General features: G+C 40.4%; 14 protein-coding genes. 8 read left to right on the forward strand and 6 right to left on the reverse strand.

The annotated features are described in order from the left end of the window. Positions 1-327 precede the first annotated feature (327 nt). Positions 328-642: a hypothetical protein gene (locus AACU25_RS05250; protein WP_096574218.1), complete on the reverse strand. Its 315-nt coding sequence runs from the start codon at positions 640-642 to the stop codon at positions 328-330. 455 nt (positions 643-1,097) lie between these two features. Here AACU25_RS05250 and AACU25_RS05255 point away from each other — a divergent pair, with 455 nt between their 5' ends. The 4 genes from AACU25_RS05255 (at position 1,098) to AACU25_RS05270 (ending at position 6,282) form a co-directional block, all read left to right on the forward strand. Beyond that, on the forward strand, positions 1,098-1,226 hold the full coding sequence (locus tag AACU25_RS05255; RefSeq protein WP_321206854.1) for a hypothetical protein: 129 nt from the start codon (positions 1,098-1,100) through the stop codon (positions 1,224-1,226). Positions 1,227-1,934: 708 nt separating this feature from the next. Further along, on the forward strand, positions 1,935-2,624 hold the full coding sequence (locus AACU25_RS05260; protein ID WP_096574219.1) for an acyltransferase: 690 nt from the start codon (positions 1,935-1,937) through the stop codon (positions 2,622-2,624). Between the two features lie 593 nt (positions 2,625-3,217). Next, a complete protein-coding gene (locus tag AACU25_RS05265; RefSeq protein WP_071989442.1) occupies positions 3,218-3,334 on the forward strand; it encodes a photosystem II reaction center protein I in 117 nt (38 codons plus the stop codon). A gap of 356 nt (positions 3,335-3,690) precedes the next feature. Continuing rightward, positions 3,691-6,282 (forward strand): DUF3769 domain-containing protein, encoded by a 2,592-nt coding sequence (locus tag AACU25_RS05270; RefSeq protein ID WP_096574220.1) that lies wholly within the window; start codon positions 3,691-3,693, stop codon positions 6,280-6,282. 128 nt (positions 6,283-6,410) lie between these two features. On the opposite strand, the gene AACU25_RS05275 is transcribed toward AACU25_RS05270, so the two are convergent. The 4 genes from AACU25_RS05275 to AACU25_RS05290 form a co-directional block, all read right to left on the reverse strand. Continuing rightward, on the reverse strand, positions 6,411-7,919 hold the full coding sequence (locus AACU25_RS05275; protein ID WP_096574221.1) for a hybrid sensor histidine kinase/response regulator: 1,509 nt from the start codon (positions 7,917-7,919) through the stop codon (positions 6,411-6,413). 13 nt (positions 7,920-7,932) lie between these two features. Then, positions 7,933-9,999 carry a GAF domain-containing protein gene (locus AACU25_RS05280; protein WP_096574222.1) on the reverse strand — a complete coding sequence of 689 codons (2,067 nt, stop codon included), beginning with the start codon at positions 9,997-9,999 and terminating at the stop codon, positions 7,933-7,935. Positions 10,000-10,599: 600 nt separating this feature from the next. Further along, positions 10,600-12,129, reverse strand: a complete 1,530-nt coding sequence (locus tag AACU25_RS05285) for a SagB/ThcOx family dehydrogenase (protein ID WP_096574223.1) — start codon at positions 12,127-12,129, stop codon at positions 10,600-10,602. A 288-nt stretch (positions 12,130-12,417) separates the two neighbouring features. Next, positions 12,418-13,338, reverse strand: coding sequence for a DUF4349 domain-containing protein (locus AACU25_RS05290; RefSeq protein ID WP_096574224.1), 921 nt, complete (start codon positions 13,336-13,338; stop codon positions 12,418-12,420). A 160-nt stretch (positions 13,339-13,498) separates the two neighbouring features. Between AACU25_RS05290 and AACU25_RS05295 the strand changes: the two genes are divergently transcribed. The 4 genes from AACU25_RS05295 (at position 13,499) to AACU25_RS05310 (ending at position 17,345) form a co-directional block, all read left to right on the forward strand. Then, on the forward strand, positions 13,499-13,774 hold the full coding sequence (locus tag AACU25_RS05295) for a helix-turn-helix transcriptional regulator (protein ID WP_339382004.1): 276 nt from the start codon (positions 13,499-13,501) through the stop codon (positions 13,772-13,774). A gap of 345 nt (positions 13,775-14,119) precedes the next feature. Beyond that, positions 14,120-14,863: a gamma-glutamyl-gamma-aminobutyrate hydrolase family protein gene (locus AACU25_RS05300; RefSeq protein ID WP_045871881.1), complete on the forward strand. Its 744-nt coding sequence runs from the start codon at positions 14,120-14,122 to the stop codon at positions 14,861-14,863. A 340-nt stretch (positions 14,864-15,203) separates the two neighbouring features. Continuing rightward, positions 15,204-15,944: a cytochrome c biogenesis protein CcdA gene (locus AACU25_RS05305; RefSeq protein WP_096574226.1), complete on the forward strand. Its 741-nt coding sequence runs from the start codon at positions 15,204-15,206 to the stop codon at positions 15,942-15,944. Between the two features lie 3 nt (positions 15,945-15,947). Next, entirely contained in the window at positions 15,948-17,345 is a 1,398-nt protein-coding gene (locus AACU25_RS05310) for a cytochrome c biogenesis protein (RefSeq protein WP_096574227.1), read from the forward strand. Positions 17,346-17,648: 303 nt separating this feature from the next. Here the strand turns inward: AACU25_RS05310 and AACU25_RS05315 are convergent, their stop codons facing one another. After that, positions 17,649-18,101 (reverse strand): Hsp20/alpha crystallin family protein, encoded by a 453-nt coding sequence (locus AACU25_RS05315; RefSeq protein WP_096574228.1) that lies wholly within the window; start codon positions 18,099-18,101, stop codon positions 17,649-17,651. Positions 18,102-18,475 lie beyond the last annotated feature (374 nt).

An 18,475-nucleotide genomic window follows, 5' to 3' on the forward strand; every position in this document is an offset into this window, starting at 1 on the left:
ACTTAACTATTTCCTGTGTTTTCAGAATCACTCTCAAGATGACTTTGTGTATTTAATTTTATCCAGTATTTATATTTATTTAAGATTTCCCCCTAGACAGCCTAGAATTACTAAACTCCTCCCTGAGCTTACTTTCGCGGCTTCTAGCTGCAACTAAAAACAGTCTGTTGTTAGTTCCAGCAAAAAATAAATTTTTAATTATTTCTTAAGAAAACTTTCAGTTACTAATAGTTAATTGAGAGCAAAAAACTATTATCATGGCTGGTTGTCTGTGATTTTTTTGATGCAGTAAAGTGTGTTACCTTGACAACTAAATGATGTAGTATTTTATGCTCCTAAATAAGGAGAATCATTAGTATTTTTTGGTAGACTCAAAGCCATCGCCGCAACACAAGCAAGTTCAGCCGCCACCTGATAAGCAAGTTTAATATTTGATGCTTTATCCTTAGAGGTAGAGGAAACAGCAGTTTGATGATGGCGTGCTTCTTTGGTAACATCACCTGCCACAACAGCCCGCTGTAAAATAATGTAAGCATCTAAATCATCTGAGTCATAATCACTAGCGAGCAGCGATTGAATCTGATTTTGGGCTGCAATAGTCAAATATCCAGTAGTTAAAGCCTGTTCAACAATTTCTTTCATAAAAATTGCAATTATAGCTAAGTGTGGTCAATTCTCTTGGCGAGAAGAGTTACTTTGCTAGCCAAGAATCTCTAGGTTTTCTTCAAAATGTATAATGCCGACTGATGAGTACACATCACCCGAATGGGTTATCCAGGCGGGTGATTTACAAATTGTTAGGTAAAAGCGCTTAGGCAATTCCTAATATATGAGCGATGATTAAAAAATTAATGAAAGTAAACTTCAAAACTCTAAAATATTTTTATTTGTATGTATAAAATATTTCTTCTTATGAAGAGTAAATGAAAATTACAGCCTAATATTGTTATTTTTTTAGCCCAAGTTAAAGGAACCAATTAATTTATTATAGCGACCCATAAAAAATAAAATGTGTTATATTGATGGTCAATTGTTGTCAAAAGCCACTCATATAATAGCAAGAGTGATTTGTTTTGTACGTAACATCTGTGTGCAACATGATTAGAGCAGCATACTCTAGAAATCCGTTGCAAGAAAGCCGTCATAATAGTCGGGGAAGCGCTTACTTGTTTGCACCGATGGTTAATTTTAATGTGATGGCTGAAGTCGGAGACACTCCACCCTAGGCGGTTTTTACTAGGGCATAAATACTCATAATTATTTAACAATAATTACATTTTGCTAGCTTGGCTATATAGAAATCCTCAATCTAGCAATTTATCCCATTAATTTTGATGAGTTTTGAGATCCCCGACTTCTTGAAGAAGTCGGGGAGCTGACCACCAGTAAGTAACTTCTCATAACTAATGGGAAAAAACGCTAGTGTAAAAAATCTCAAGTATTGTAGAGCGGATAATGCCCAAAATAGAGTTTTTTTATTAGGCATTATTAGCCCCTAATTACTAGGATAAAAATATCTCATAGGAATTCTATTTGTATCAAAAAATGTAATTTTGTTAACATTAATATTTTGCTATAGCTATTGCATAGCATTTCGCTACAACTAGGTTTTGAAATTAAGCACCTAGAAATCAGCATATTCCTCTTCACTAAACAAATTGTGCAGTTTAGTAGCTGCATTTTTGTTGTTCAAAACTATGGCAATACTGCGCTTGAAAAATACTCAAGATTAAGGGCATAGCAATACTATTCGGTTAAGCGTTTTGAACTCCAAATTAGTTCTGGGGAAAAGGTTAAAGGTTGTTTCTTTTCCTTTCCACATTCCCCTTTTTCCCCTTAAACCACAAGTATCGAATGGCATGAGCATAACCCGAAATATAGTGACGACAAATTATCTTGACGAGTCACAAAATCTATTTGAGACAAATTCAATTATGAAAATTCAGCAATATTCTGCCAAATTTCAACGTATAGAAGAAATTATTGCCACAACTTTACTAGGAGAAATTCCTTCACTACTACTAGGCCCAAAGTTACGCAATTTTGCTTATCGCAGTATATTTGCTCGCTTAGATAGTCCGGTTTATATTCAAAATGGTGTGGAATTTATTAGCACTGATTGTATTGAAATTGGCAAAAATGTATTTATCTTTAAAGGTGTGCGGATAGATGCTAGAGGCAACAAAAATAGAATTTATATAGGAAATAAAGTGGCAATTGAGCGCAATGTAGACATTGGTTCTTTAGATAATACTTCTATATATATTGATGATGAAACATTCATCGGCCCGAATGTGTGTATTGCTGGCCCTGGGAATATCAGAATTGGCAAACACTGCATGATTGCATCCCACTCGGGAATATATGCGAATAATCACAATTTTGCAGATCCAATTGAGCCAATCAGAAACCAAGGGATCAGCCGCCAGGGAATCGTCATTGAGGATAACTGTTGGCTAGGGCATGGAGTAACTGTATTAGATGGAGTGACTATCGGTAAAGGTAGCGTCATTGGTGCAGGTGCAGTTGTGAGCAAAGATATTCCTCCCTTTTCTGTAGCTGTTGGTATACCTGCAAAAGTGATTAAAAGCCGTATGGGTCAGGGACTGGGGGTTGGGGATTAGGGATTGGGGACTGGGGATTGGGGACTCTGACAGGTGTAGGTATTTTACACGAAGGCTAAAACCCTGATGATTGCGTGGTCAATATGTAGGATTATGAATCTTAAAAAGGTGTGTTGTGTATGAATCCATAATTTTTGACCGACTTCTCGAACGATGATTCAAGTGTTCCAATCATTGGACAATTGAAGTGTGAAGTTTTAAGAGAGTTCAAAACGTTGATTTTCAAGTATGGACTCATACCCATGCAAAAAACCTACACCTGTGAGGATTGGGGACTGGGGACAAGGAGAAATTATTATTACCAATTACCGATTACCAATTACCAATTACCCAACACCAAACAAATTCTTTGTCTACAACTGGAAACCTAAACCGTGAGCCAACGTCACAAGAGTAGCGAGTCCACAAGTTCTTGATTGGGAATATCTCAAAGATAGATAGACAACAACAGCAAAAACAAATACTCGACCTGTCTCAATAGAGTCCTCCAAAAAAGGTACGAGATTTGGGTAATATAAAGGAGCTATCTTTTCTGCATAGCAGATACCGAGAGAGAGATTTGCTGTTTCTCATACCTTTTGGAGATATCTCTGATGCTTACTTTAAAAATCGTTGTTTATATTGTTGTTGCTTTCTTTGTGACTATCTTCGTTTTGGGATTCTTGTCTAACGATCCAGCTCGTAACCCCGGTCGTCGGGATTTCGAGTAAAAACGCGATCGCTCATCCGCGTAGGATTGCCGGAAGGCGGAAGACACCAGAAGCTATGGACACTTGCTATTGGGTTCCCTACGCCAGGCTAATCTATGTTGTAGGTTTGGCTTTGAGGTAAATAACTCACTGCCCAGACACATCAATAAAATAGTCAAAGCTAAAGGCATTTGCTACAAAGGAGGGAACCCTAAATTTTGTCCAACAGGAAGCCCTCCTGGCGGATTCTTGTAGTGCAAAAGTGTCCATCTCCGGCCAGCTTGCTGCAAATAGGCAGAAGGCATAGTCGGAAGGCAATAGGTGTATTCTCCTTCCGGCTACTAATTGGCTATTTGTTTGCTTGATTGTGCTGAAATATGCTTCATCCCGTCCTGCCTCCCGCCCTGCCTCCCGTCGCGGAAGCGTTACAACCTGCAAATCCTACCGCATCTGCTATTGATACTAAGTTCAAATTATCTGTAGCAGCCGATACTGGTACGCAGTCAAAACAAGAGAAATCCCAGCCGCAACAAGCAACGCCGCAGCCTTCGACTGTGGGGGAAAAATCTCAACCTCAGCCCGATGCCAACAAGTTGACGCGGGATAAATTAGTAGGTTCTCCAAATCTCAATCAACCAAATCCACCAAAAACCGTTACACCAGACTTTTCGCCCCCGAATGCGCCAATGAGTGCGGCGTTATTAGGGGAGCCGATGGGCATTGCTTACCCACAGCAAAATGAAAGCGATCGCTTAAATATCGGTGATGCGATTGTACCTAACCCCATCAGCAAGGAAAACTTCCCTGCACCTACCGCTACAAATAATCAAAGCTCATTCCCCACGCCGCAAGTAACACAGCCTAGCAAGACTCCAGCAGCGCCCACAACAGTTGCCCAAAACATCCAGCAACCGCCGCAACTCGTACAAAATACGATTGAGTTTAAGTCTCGCAGCCAGACAAACGGCCCGGTAGTGCCCTCAGCTATAGAATTTACTTCTCCTGCGCCAACTCCCACCCCCAGCCCACCCGCAACAGCGCCTCAGGGTGAAACCACGAATCAACAACCAACTCAACCAGCAAATACAACTCCTCCTGCGAATACACCGCCTCGACCGAGAACTGTAGAAGTCATTTCCGATCGCCAGGTATTTGACGACCAGCGCCGGATTGTGACTGCGGAAGGAAATGTGGTAGTCCGGTTTGATGGGGCTGTGGTTGATGCCGATCGCCTACAAATTAATTTAGATAACTTGATTGCCGTAGGTGAGGGTAACGTCGCCTTAACACGGGGCGATCAGGTGTTACGAGGACAAAGGTTTACATATAACTTTATTCAAGATAGTGGGCAACTGCAAAAAGGCCGGGGCGAAATTTATATGCCCACAGTGGAACAAGATGTGGCATTTTTACCCACAGATGTGACGGCGGGAGGAGTTTCACAGCGTCCGCCTAGCGATCACATTCGCGCCAATCAACCGGTTTCTAATGTCAACAGTCCAGGTGGAATTAATGTCACAGTAGGCGGGAGGTCAGGTGCCAGCAATATTCCCGCACCAAGATCAGGGGGTATAATTAAACGCCTACGCTTTGAAGCGGAAAATATTGATTTTTACCCCCGTGGCTGGCAAGCGAAAGATGTCAGCATCACTAACGACCCCTTTTCACCGCCAGAATTAGTCTTACGGGCATCTAACGTCACTTTAACTAGAGAATCGCCCTTAGTAGATAACGTTAAAAGCCAGGGAGCAAGGTTAGTTTTCGATCAAAACTTTGCTGTTGGTATTCCCCGCGAGCAGCAGCAGATTGACCGCCGAGAACGGGAAGTGACTCCCGCAATTGTTTCCCCAGGTTTTGATGGCGATCAGCGCGGTGGTTTGTATTTGGAGCGTGGTTTTGATGTTGTAACTACAGACAAGACACGCTGGACAATTTCGCCACAGTTTTTTGTGCAGAAAGCCGTACAAGATGGGACTGGTGATTTAGGAGCTTTGTTTGGTCTTAGAAGCCGACTGAGCGTGAATTTGAATCCCAAAGCTGTAATTGAGGGAAATGGAGAGTTAACCAGTTTTAACCTCAATAAAGTAGAAGATAACCTCAAAGCCAGCCTGCGTTTGCGTCAGCAATTAGGCAATCAAAATCCTCATATCTTAAATTTAGAATACAGCTACCGCGATCGCCTTTATAACGGTACACTCGGCTATCAAACCGTGCAAAGTAGCTTGGGCGGTGTGGTGAGTTCGCCAATCATTCCTTTAGGTAACAGTGGTATTGTCCTGAGCTATCAAGCCGGCGCTCAATATATTAACGCTAATACAGATAGACTCGACTTGTTAGCTGTGGATCGAGACAACGATCGCATTTCTCTCGGTCGCTTGCAAGGGAGTGTAGCCCTGAGTGGAGGTTTGTTGCTGTGGCAAGGGCAACCTTTACCCCCCACTGCCACTGGAGGCTTACGATACACACCTAACCCCGTGGTTCCTTACTTGCGAGCGATCGCTGGTGTTACAGGCACTACTAGTTACTACAGCAACGGCGATAACCAGAGTACCCTCATTGGCACAATTGGTTTAGAAGGGCAAATTGGTCATTTCTCCCGCCCTTATTTTGACTATACTGCCTTTAATGTCAGCTATTCCCAAGGTTTCAATAGTGGATTATCACCTTTCTTATTTGATCGCGCGGTTGATACTAGAGTGTTGAGTGCGGGAATTACCCAGCAAATCTATGGCCCATTCCGCTTAGGCTTCCAGACATCGGTCAACTTAGACACTGGTAGAGAAACTAGCACCGATTACATTCTCGAATATAGCCGCCGCACCTACGGGCTGACTTTACGTTACAATCCCGTACTGCAATTAGGCGGTATTAGTTTCCGCATTAGTGACTTTAACTGGAGTGGCGGTACCAATCCATTTTCAGGAGAGAATGTGAAGCCAGTCGTAGGCGGTGTGACGCAGGAGCCTTAGTCGGTAAAGCGGTGGGGAGCAGAGGAAGCAGAGGAAGCAGAGGGGCAGGGAGCAGGGAGCAAGGGGGAAATATCTATTACCAATTACCAATTACCAATTACCAATTACCAATTACCAATTACCTATTTTCATTCATTGAAGATAATTGGATTTAAGGGCAAATTCACTGTAAATTTAGTACCAACACCAACTTGACTGGTGAAACTGATTTGGCCATTATGAGCTTCTATTGACTTTTTAACAATTACTAAACCTAGTCCGTTTCCTTGGGTTAATTTAACATTAGAAGCTCGATAAAATGATTCAAAAAGTTTACTATAGTCTATTTCGGGAATACCAATTCCTTGGTCTTGAATTTCAAACGTAGCTATGCCTGTCAAAGAATCACATTGAAGATGCAGTTGAATTCTGCCACCTTCTGGCGAATATTTAACTGCATTGGAAAGTATATTTCCTAATATGTAATGCAAGAGGCGTTCGTCCATTACCGCATCTGTAGTTTGACTTTCGCAAGTAAAGACAAATTCATGGATGCTACCTTCAACAATTGTAAATTCTTCAATGATTTCTTGGCAGAATTTATACAAGTTTATGGGCACAGGGTTAAACAAAAGTTTTCCAGCTTCAGCCCTACCCATGAATAGTACGTCATCCATGAGATGCTTCATGGTTTGCACAGCAGTGAGAATGCGCTTGACGTAGGTTGTTCTTTTAGCATCTGGTAAATTTGCGCCTTTGAGATCAATCAACTCAACTGCGGTTTGAATTACTGTTAAGGGATTACGGAATTCATGAGAAACAGTAGAGATAAATAAAGATTTGAGACGATTAACTTCTTGCTCTTTTTCTAAAGCTTGCTTCAGCAATTCTGTTTCACGTTTAGCACTGAGATCCCAAAAAACCACAACTACACCACTGATTTGATTTGGCCTTCGCATCAACGGTGAAGCTTTATCGTTAATGGGTATTTTTTTACCATCTTTGGCAATTAGAGAAATATAATCTCCTGAAGAAACCACTTTTTGCTCTTGCAGCGCTCTGGTTACAGAGTTTTCTATTGTGGTGTTAATCACATCATCGATTAACCGAAAAATCTTTGTTATGTCATTTCCTAATGCTTCTTCTTTACACCAGCCAGTCAATTTTTCCGAGGCGGGATTCATAAATGTAATAATTCCGCGATCGTCAGTAGCAATCACTGCATCGCTCATGGAGTTTAGCAAAGTTGCTAATTGATCACGATTTTCTCTAAGTTCGCATTCTAGCTGATATTTTAAAAGGGCTATTTCTATCGCTATTTGTAAATCTTTAATCGTAAATGGTTTAACAATATACCCAAAAGGCTGAGTAATTTTTGCCCGTTCTAAAGTATTAGCATCGCCATAGGCTGTGAGAAAAATGACTGGAATATCTAATTGTTCCCGGATATAACTAGAGGCAGCAATACCATCCATTTCTCCTTTGAGAATAATATCCATTAACACAATATCTGGTTTAATTTCTAAAGCCTTGGCAATGGCAATATTCCCAGAAGAAGCTGTACCCGTAACAATATAACCAAGTTGGCTAAGTTGGCTAGCAATAGTTCTAGCCACAATCACTTCATCTTCTACAATTAAAACCCTCACATTAACCATTGGAGATTTACTACTATAAAGTTAATTGTGGAAATTGGATTTTGAATAATGTTCCTCGCGCATTATCTACACTAATATTGCCTTCTAATTGAGCAGTGGCTAAATCATAGACTAACGAAAGCCCTAGTGAGTTAGTATTTCTTAAATCAAAATCATTTGGTAAGCCAATACCATCATCTTGCACTACCATTTCTATGGTATTTACAAGATTATGCAGGCTGATAATAATGTTACCTACTTTTTGGTTTGTAAAAGCGTGCTTAAGAGCGTTGGAAATTAATTCGTTGATAATTAAGCCACAGGCAATTGCTTGATCAATATTCAAGCTCACTGCATCTATATAAGTTTCTAAACTAATTTTGGCAGGTTCTATTTGATAAGAAATTAATAAGTTAGTTGCTAAATTATCGATATATTCGGCAACATCAAGTTGTCCAATATTTGGTGCGGTATATAAGTTTTTATGAATTAAAGAGATAGAATCAATGCGATTTTGACTTTCTCTGAGGACTTTAATGGCTTCTTGGGAGTCGAGGGTTTGAGATTGCAGTTGCAATAGGCTAGAGACAATTTGTAAATTATTTTTAACTCGATGATGAATCTCTTTGAGCAACACTTCTTTTTCTGCCAATGCGCTTCTGAGCTTAACTTCAGCTTGCTGTCTCTGGGAAATTTCCATCTGAGCTTGCTGTAAAATGCTAGATTGTTGAATGGCGATCGCAATTGGCACAGTCAGTTGATCGAGTAAATCTATTTGATGTTCTTCCCATTTGCGAGGATGAGAACATTGGTGCGCCACTAATAAACCCCAGAGGCTAGAGCTAGGATTTTCCTCACTTACCTGCAAGAGAATCGGTACTACTAAACTTGCTTTGACTTCAAACTGTTCTAACATCTTAATATGGCAATCAGTAAGTCCGGCTTCGTAAATATTCGCGATCGCTTTGTTACGGCCTTGATAACACTCCAATCCTGTACCTGTTTGAAAACAGGTATCTTCTATCTCTACACCAATACAAGCAGTCCAGCCATTTTCTACTGATTCGGCAACAATTGTACCACTCATATCTGCAGCAAAGCGAAAAACTATCACTCGATCGACTTGAAGTATGTCTCGTACCTCTTGCACCGTGGCATTGAGTATATCTTGGAGATTCAAAGAGTGGCGAATTCTCCCAGAAACAGTTCGCATCAAATGCTCTCGTTCAAGTTGAGTTTTAATCGCCTGTTCAGTTTTTTTCCGTTCTGTAATATCGCGGTTATAAACTAAGCAAGCGTATTTACCATCATATTCTATGGCGTGTTTAACCACTTCAACATCAATAATATTGCCATTTTTGAGACGATGTTTAGCTTCTCCAGAAAAGCTAAATTTACTATTTTTGTGAACTAAACATTTCTGTAATAAAAGCACGTCTTCTGATAAATCTATTTCCGTAATATGCATTCTTAATAACTCTTTTCGAGAGTAGCCATAATGAATAAGCGCTGCTTCGTTGACATCCAAGAAATTCAGTGTATTGCCGTCATACACCCACATGGGATTAGGATGATTTCGGAATAAAAGATTAATCATTTTTTGTTGATAATTAGTATTTTTATCTCGATGTAAGTCTAAAGCCCTCACTACTTGTTTAGCTAATTTTTGTAAGATTGCTTGCTGTTGCAAAGTGAAGTGCCGAGGTACAATATCAATTACACAAAAGCTACCTATAGCTAAACCATCTGCGGCAATTAAGGGCACTCCCAGATAACTGCGACAATAAGGTTCAGAAGTCACAAGCGGATTTTTGATAAATCGCTCATCTTCTAATATGTCTGGAATCATCAATATTTGATTTTCGAGAATTGTGTAATTACCAAAAGCAAAGCTACGCGGCACTTCAGCTTGATTGATGCCAACTTTAGACTTAAACCATTCACGTTCAGCATCAACTAAACTAATCATTGCAATCGGCATTTCACATAAATCCGCAGCCAACTGCGTAAGTTCATCAAAAAATTCTTCTCTTTCTGTATCTAAAATCCGATATTGATAGAGTAATTCTAGACGTTGCCTTTCATTATCAGGTAACAGCATTAGTGCTTGTATATAAAAAATTTGCTCGATTGATTCCTGAAATTATTTGTGAAGGTAGGAAACAGTAAAGCTGGGAATAGATGTATAAGATAAATTCAAAATTCAAAATTAGCAAAACCCGATAGCAAAAGAGTTTTTGAGTTGGGATCTGTCGCTGAGTTGAGAGAATTGGTATAACAAGAATCTTCATTCCGCCTACTGTTTACTCCCAAATTTGTCACCAAAATATAGGTTAAATTGTCCAGATCCATGTTGGGTGGCGCTGCGCTTAACCCAACCTACATCTGCTATATCTCCTGCTTGCGAGAAATGCAGGTTACTATGGGTTGCCAAATAGAGAATCGGTTTTCTAGCTTCACAAAAATCAAATAGGAGTCCTAGAGATGAGATTGTCACTTAGAGAAATAATACTATCCCTACAAAATTACTAGCAGCCAATAGTTAATTTTTGTAACGGGATTAAGATTAATGGCATCGTCAATGAAGAGCGATCGCTATTTATATAGAAATCCATTTAAATATTGAAACAATTTCAGCATCATGTAGGATGTGTTAGGCGGAAGCCGTAACACATCAAAACCTTTCAAAAAGGTGTCAACATTAACGAGGTCTTCCCAAAGTGGTAATGTATAGAACTGCTTCCTCAATAGGAATACCTAAAACATCATTGACTTGATCGTCAAAAAAGCCACCAATACCGCTAACGCCTACATTGAGTTGAGTAGCAGCTAAATTGAGCCTTTGCCCTAAATGTCCGGCATCCATGTGTAAATAACGGTAAACGCGATCGCCATATTGAGCGATCGCAGATTTCAGATCGGCGGTATGAAATATTACGGCTGCAGCATCTCGCCCTAAATCTTGCCCTAAGCAAAGGTAGTGTAACTCTCTACGGAAGTTTTTAAAGCGAATTTGGCGTAATTCTTGAGCTTTAGGTGCGTAATAGTAACAGCCGTCTTCTAGCCGTTTAACTCCGCACACAGCAATAAAGGTTTCGATTAAATTCAAGTCAAAGTAGTCGGGGGCTGGATCTAAGCTTTGGTAAATGTAATTTTGCGGTTGATAAGTGAAATCTAGTAAGGCTTTGAGTTCATCAAAGGTGATGTCTTCACCACTGTAAGCGCGGGTAGAACGGCGCTTGTGCATGGTGTTTTCTAGGTCTACTAGCTTATTTCCCCACTCAATTGCCGTGGTAGCTGTGGGAATTTTCAGACAGAAGGGGAAGTTATATTTATCCTCAAGGGATTTTTCTTGTTTAACTGCTGGTAAATTGAGTTTGCCAGTTGTACCAGATTGAATTTGAGTGTGGTGATGAAAATATTTAAGTAACTGACCATCGGGTATGTGAGGATAATCGGTTTCGGTAGCAGAAGGTAGTGCTGTTCTTCCCGGTGGTAAATTTTGTTTGATATCTAATAAGTCTGCCAGAGGTAAAACTGCGATCGCACCTTCTTGTTGTGGATCGATATAAAGTAAATCGTTGATAGCTTCATCCACAAAACCGCCGATTAAATGGGGACGATAGTCATTGACAGATGCGGCTAACTCGATATTACCTAGCAGATGTCCTGTATCTAAAAAGATGCGGCGATAAGCGCGGTCTTCATATCGCCAAGCAGAACGGTAAAATACCGCAGTAATCACAATGGCAATTTGTGTACTTTCTAAGGAAGGGTGCCAAAAACAAGCTTCTTGTAAAGCAGTCCACACATCGCGTTCCCAATAATGCATCAGCGAATGACTCCGACATTGGTAGTTATATAGCCCCGGTGGTAACAACTCCGTTCCTCGGGAAACTATATACACCTCAGCTGGGTACAACCCACCCGCACTAGGCGCAGAGCGTAAATATACCGCGCTACCCATAGAAGGCATTTTCGCTGTTAGTCCATAACTACGAAACAGTAACCGAGAAATTCTTTGCCACCATTGAGCATTTGCAGTGTCAGGAACTGGGGTATTTTCGAGAATGTAGGGTTTGAGATCAAAAGACGAGCCAATTCTATATTCTTTAAACGGTACTGGTTGTTTAGCCCAATCTAACCTCTGGCTTTTTGCAGACAGAGTCTCAGGGTCATATTTAGTACGTTCGTGGTAGTGATGAGCAATTGATTGGTGTATTTCTGGCATAGTACTGTCAATAGCATTGGTCGTCCTTGTTTGATCTTGGCATTCCTGCGCCTAATTATTTCGTGTTAATTAGTACAATCTTAATAATTACAACTGAAGTTGAGTAACTCTAGTAATCAAGAGGGAACAGGGAACAGAAAGCTATCAAGAAAACCAGTAGGGAATAGGTAGTTTTTGAATAAAAAAGGTAAGACTCTGATTATTTAAGTAGTTAACTAATTTCTTAGTAAAAATAGCTGCATTAAACTGTTGCTACCCGGAGTTGTTTTTGCCTCAAACCTCAGTTGTTTACTCATAATTTTCTGCTGGTGGTGTTGGTCTTACAGGTTGTGAATTGCGTCGCCAACGGTTCAAACCATAGATAGCCGCAGCCAAAATCAACAAGTAAGGGCTGTATACCATTAACCAAATACCCAACTTCAGCAAACCCACGCTAAATTCCCCAACAGAGTGGCTAGAGTTATTCCAGGTTTCCTGAATTTGTGAACCTAAACCCCGCCCTTGACTGCTGCTAGAAACTGCTGCTTCCAAGTTTAAAGTAATAGTCGAGTAGGCAACTTGATTTTGAAGATTTTTTAATTGAGCGTCAATTTGCTCAATTGATTGCCGCACATTACTTAGTTCTTGAGCAACACTTAATACATCTCTAACGGAACCAGAGCGATCCATAATTTTTTGCAAATTGGCTTCTGTTTTCCGCAGGTTTGTTAATCTAGCTTGGACATCTACAAGTTGATTACTAACATCTTCTGCCGTAATATTACGATTTTCTACTGTACCTAATTTAGCTAGTTCGTTGAGAGTTGAGTCTAGCTGATTTTGCGGTATTCGCAGGGTAATAGATGCAGTATGACGGGCATTTTCTTTAGTTGGTTGATACTCGTTTAATCCGATTAAGTCTCCTTGTTTGTTATTGATAATTTTGGTAACTGCATCAATACTTGGATCTACAGAATTAACAATTACAGTCATCGCCGCCTTTTTAATTAGTTGCGGACGGGTTTGGGGTACTGGTGCAGCATCAGCTTTTTGAGATCCACCGCCACTTTCAACGGCAGGTGCAGCTTGATTAAGGGTATTCCCTGTACTGGGAGGTAATGCTTTACTCCTTGTTTGTGGAACCGAAGCACAGCTAGTAAAAATCACAGTTCCCAACAACGCACTAACAAATAAAGCCGATTTGCCTGGTAATCGAGTCGAGGCTGGCATAATCTAAACCTAAGAGAGATGAAATTAATTTCAGTATGGCTGATGGCACAATCGAAGTTTGTATTGTTGCAATTTATGTAACGCAAGCGGTATAAGCGAAAATAAAATTCTAAGTTTTGCAAAAGTCTGCCCAATGAATGGAAGAGAGTTTTACTCGAGTTTGATTAGACTTCACATTCTGCATCATGCAGTTCAGGAGCCAATTTTTGGGCTAGGCATTATTGAAGAACTGGCACATCACGGCTATAAACTTAGTGCGGGAACGCTCTACCCGATGTTGCACGATATGGAGCGCAAAGGATATTTATCTTCTGTTGAGGAGCGATCGGGGCGACAAAATCGACGAGTCTATCGCGCTACCGATTTAGGAAAAATTACTCTAGAAGATGCCAAAGAAAAAGTCCGAGAATTATTTGGTGAGTTATTTGAGCAATAACAAAGAATACTAGACATATTGCAAAAGTGCTTTTTGCAAGAGATGGAAAAAGGTTAAAGGGAAAACAAATCGCTTATGAATGCTTACAAAATGGACAATCGCATATTTGTCTTTTGAATATTTAAGAGATGATTGATAAAGTAGGGTGCATTAAAAAGATGTTGCCCTGCTTATTGCCTTGCCAGTAGTAGTGCAGATGGTATGATGATGCTTCGCTTCCAGAAACAGGAGAACTGAGGAAATTACTGAAATCTCAGCAACTTTATGAAGGTATAGATATAACAGATGTGGTTTATCTCACAAAAGTACAAATCAAAACTTTAAAAAGTTGAGGAGCAAAAAAAGATGAATAGAAAACTACAAAATGCTTTGATTGGGATTACCACTTATGGGCGCAAAGACGCATCACCATTTTCTTTGCCAAGTACTTACATAGATGCTGTCCGTGCCGCAGGTGGTACTCCCATCTTATTACCACCAGGAGAAACCGATCCAGCCAGGCTTTTAGAACCGCTAGATGGATTGATTATTTCTGGTGGTGGAGATATTCACCCCTTACACTACAACGGCTGTGACCACCCAAGCATTTATTCTGTAGATAGCGATCGCGATACCTTTGAACTGCAACTAGCTCAGTTAGCCCTGGAGTATCATTTACCTGTATTGGGTATCTGTCGGGGTTTGCAAATTCTCATTGTCGCTTCTGGTGGTACTCTCATTCCTCATTTACCAGAGGTATACGGTACTTCCGTCTTACATCGTCTAGATCCGGCACCTGGAAGGCGTTTATCAACAGAACACATGGTAAAAATTAGTCCAGATAGCCGTTTAGCTGATTGTGTCAAAAATACTCATATTTCTGTAGTTTCTTGGCACCACCAGGCTGTACACCAAGTTCCACCTGGATGGCGTGTTGTTGCCCATGCTTTAGAAGATGAGGTAATTGAAGCTGTAGAACACGAACATCATCCTTGGGCTATTGGCGTACAATGGCATCCAGAACTTTCAGCTAACGATCCAAATCATCAAAGAATTTTTCAGGCTTTTATTCAAGCAACATATACTAAACAACGGTTATTAATAGCTTGAATTATTATTAAATGCTGAGTTTATAGAATAATGTAGACGCGGTGTGGCTTGTTGTAGGCTACCGCAAATTATACAAAGAGAAACAACAAAATATAGACAGAAGGGTAGGGTGTGTTACGGCTATGAGAGGATTTGGCACCCAGAAACAATGAAATTTAGCCGTAACGCACGAAAAGCGTTGTGCGGATGCGTTACGCTATCGCTAACGCATCCTACCTGAACTTCAAAAATCAAATATGAGTCCTATATATTGCGATCGCCTTCCCTGATTCCTTCTACCCAAAGTCCCAAACTAAGCTAAAATTCAAGCATAGTAAGCATTTCCCGGTCATAATGCCCCATGCTTGAGACTTTGCAAATCCAACTTTACAAACTAGAACAATTTGCCAATGCCCTAGTCTCTAATCAGCTGGGACACCTCAGCGTGGTGAGTATTGGCGTTATTTTCGCGGCTGGTTTATTAACTAGCCTCACGCCTTGTATGCTTTCTATGCTGCCAATTACCATTGGCTATATCGGCGGTTATGAAGCTAAAAGTCGTCTGCAAGCAGCCGCCCAATCAACTTGGTTTGCCCTGGGATTAGCCACCACATTAGCTGGAATGGGGATTATAGCGGCTTTTGTGGGCAAGGTTTACGGTCAAGTGGGAATGGGTTTGCCGATTATTGTCAGTATTATCGCCATTCTCATGGGGCTAAACTTGCTGGAAGCACTACCGCTACAATTTCCTTCTTTGGGTGAAACAAATTGGATTTCCCAAGATTTACCCCCAGGAGTGCGTTCCTACTTAATAGGTTTAACTTTCGGTTTAGTTGCGTCACCTTGTAGTACCCCAGTTTTAGCCAGCTTGCTGGGTTGGGTGGCGAATACTCAAGACTTAATTTTAGGTGCGGTGTTGCTCATTGCTTACACAGCAGGTTATGTCGCACCATTAATTTTGGCAGGTACATTTACAGCGGCGATTAAAAGGCTGCTGGAATTACGCCGCTGGTCTGGTTGGATTAACCCCGTTAGCGGTGTGCTGTTAGTTGGGTTTGGTGTATTTTCCTTAATTTCGCGGATTCCGTTTGGAAGTTTTTAAGCAATGACAACAGACAATTCCACGACCACAGAATTAAGTTGGTGGTCAATACCTGGGCGATTTTTGCGGCGAGAGTTTTTACCTGTACTGACAGATTTACGATTAGCGATCGCACTTTTACTGCTGATCGCCCTATTTAGTATTAGCGGTACTGTCATCGAACAAGGTCAGTCACCCGCATTCTACCAAGCTAATTACCCAGAACACCCAGCTTTATTTGGTTTCCTCAGTTGGAAGGTAATTCAAGTAGTGGGATTAGACCATGTATATCGTACTTGGTGGTTTCTCAGCTTATTAGTTTTATTTGGGACTAGTTTGACTGCTTGTACTTTTACGCGCCAACTTCCCGCCTTAAAAGCTGCCCAAAGGTGGAAATATTATGATGAACCGCGACAATTTCAAAAATTAGCTTTAAGTGCAGAATTAGATAAAGGTTCCTTAAATAGCCTCATCCCCATATTACAAAAACAGCGTTATAAAATTTTTCAAGAAAAAGACGATATTCTTTATGCCCGTAAAGGAATAGTGGGACGCATTGGGCCGATTATTGTGCATATCGGCATCGTCACTATTTTATTAGGGGGAATTTGGGGGGCTATGACTGGGTTTATGGCCCAAGAAATGGTTGCTAGCGGCGATACATTTCAGGTAAAAAATATTGTCGATGCTGGGCCTTTGGCATCATCTCAAGTTCCTAAAGATTGGTCTGTAAAAGTTAATCGATTTTGGATTGACTACACACCCACAGGTGGAATTGACCAGTTTTATTCAGATATGTCTGTGTTAAATCAGCAAGGGCAAGAAGTTGACCACAAAAAGATTTTTGTCAATGAACCTTTGCGTTATCATGGTGTCACTTTTTATCAAACAGATTGGGGACTGGCGGGGGTTCGCATTCAATTTAATAACAGCCCCATTTTTCAACTGCCAATGGCACAACTAGATACTAATGGTGCAGGGCGAATTTGGGGTACTTGGATTCCCACAAAACCAGATTTAAGCGAAGGTGTTTCGTTAATCGCCAAAGACTTACAAGGGATGGTGTTAATTTATGATGCTACTGGTAAATTAATTGATACCGTCCGTGCGGGAATGTCTACCCAAGTGAATGGCGTAACCCTGAAAATTTTAGAAGTCATTGGTAGTACTGGCTTACAAATCAAAGCTGATCCAGGTATTCCCATTGTGTACACTGGCTTTGCCTTGTTGATGCTGGGTGTAGTCATGAGTTACTTTTCCCACTCCCAAATTTGGGCATTACAAAAAGGCGATCGCTTGTTTGTTGGCGGTAAAACTAATCGCGCCCAAGTTGCTTTTGAACAGCAAGTTTTGGAAATTTTAAATAGCTTGAGTAATCATTCAAATGATGAGCAAGTAATTACTGAAAGCAGCCCAAGTTGATATGAAGTACATGGTTAGAGAGAAATCGATTGACGCGATAAATCGCGTCTCCACAACCCCAAAATATGACGAAACATTTCTAATCTAACCTTGTTGAGGGCACGGCACCAGTAAGATTATTGAATGTACCAAAATATTGTAGATGCCGTGCCCCTACTTAGAATTTATCTGTTGCCAATATTATTAGACTTGGAATCACAAATAAATTCAAAAAAAAGCTCAGTTGTTAAGCAACTGAGCTTTTTTAAATTAAATTACAAAACGCGCAGAGATATTAGACTTGTGCATTCGTTGGAACTAGATTTACGCAGAAGCTTGATCCAAATTCACTTTGACAACTTTATTTTTTTCTGCTTCTACTTTTGGCAGTGTCAAATTCAAAATGCCATCTTTGTAATCTGCGGTAACGCTGGTATTTTCCACTCTTGCAGGTAGAGGAATTACACGTTGGAATTTACCATAGTAAAATTCGCTCTTGGTAGCGCCTTTTTCTTCAGTTTTGGTTTCTTGTTTGCGTTCACCGCTAATGTAAACTGCCTTTTCTGTTACTTGTACATCCAAGTCTTTAGCTTCCATCCCTGGAATTTCCAGCTTCAGCAGAATAGCATTTTCAGTTTCTTCTAACTCAGCAGCAGGAACTCTAACTATACCTCTTTCAAACAAAGCAGATGGAACTCTGGTGTCTGCAAAAATGTCATTAATTTGACGTTGTAGGGTGTCAATTTCTCTCCAGGGATTCCAACGAACTAATGCCATAACTTTTCCTCTTGAAATTTTCTCTTTATTGGTTTATTTGGCGGTTAGCTTTTTGCTTACATATTCATAATATGTAGAGTTTAACTAAGCGTAAATTCGGTTTTTATCACTGATTATTTGATGATTACCGCCCTAATCTAGGGCTCACAAAATAGGTACGGTAGACTCTAATTTTAGAGTTCGGTAAACCGAAATTAGTGTTTGGTAATTGGTAATGGGTAATTGGTAATGGGTGTGTAGGATGCGTTAGCGTCAGCTTAACGCATCTCTTGCTGCTTTCAAATTCCAATTACCCATTACCCATTCCATTAAAAAACCCACGTCCTTGCGTTTACCAATTTAATGCAAGTGCGTGGGCTGAAAATACAGCTAGT

It is taken from the genome of Tolypothrix tenuis PCC 7101 (genome assembly GCF_963874875.1).
In the GTDB taxonomy this organism is placed as follows: domain Bacteria; phylum Cyanobacteriota; class Cyanobacteriia; order Cyanobacteriales; family Nostocaceae; genus Aulosira; species Aulosira tenue.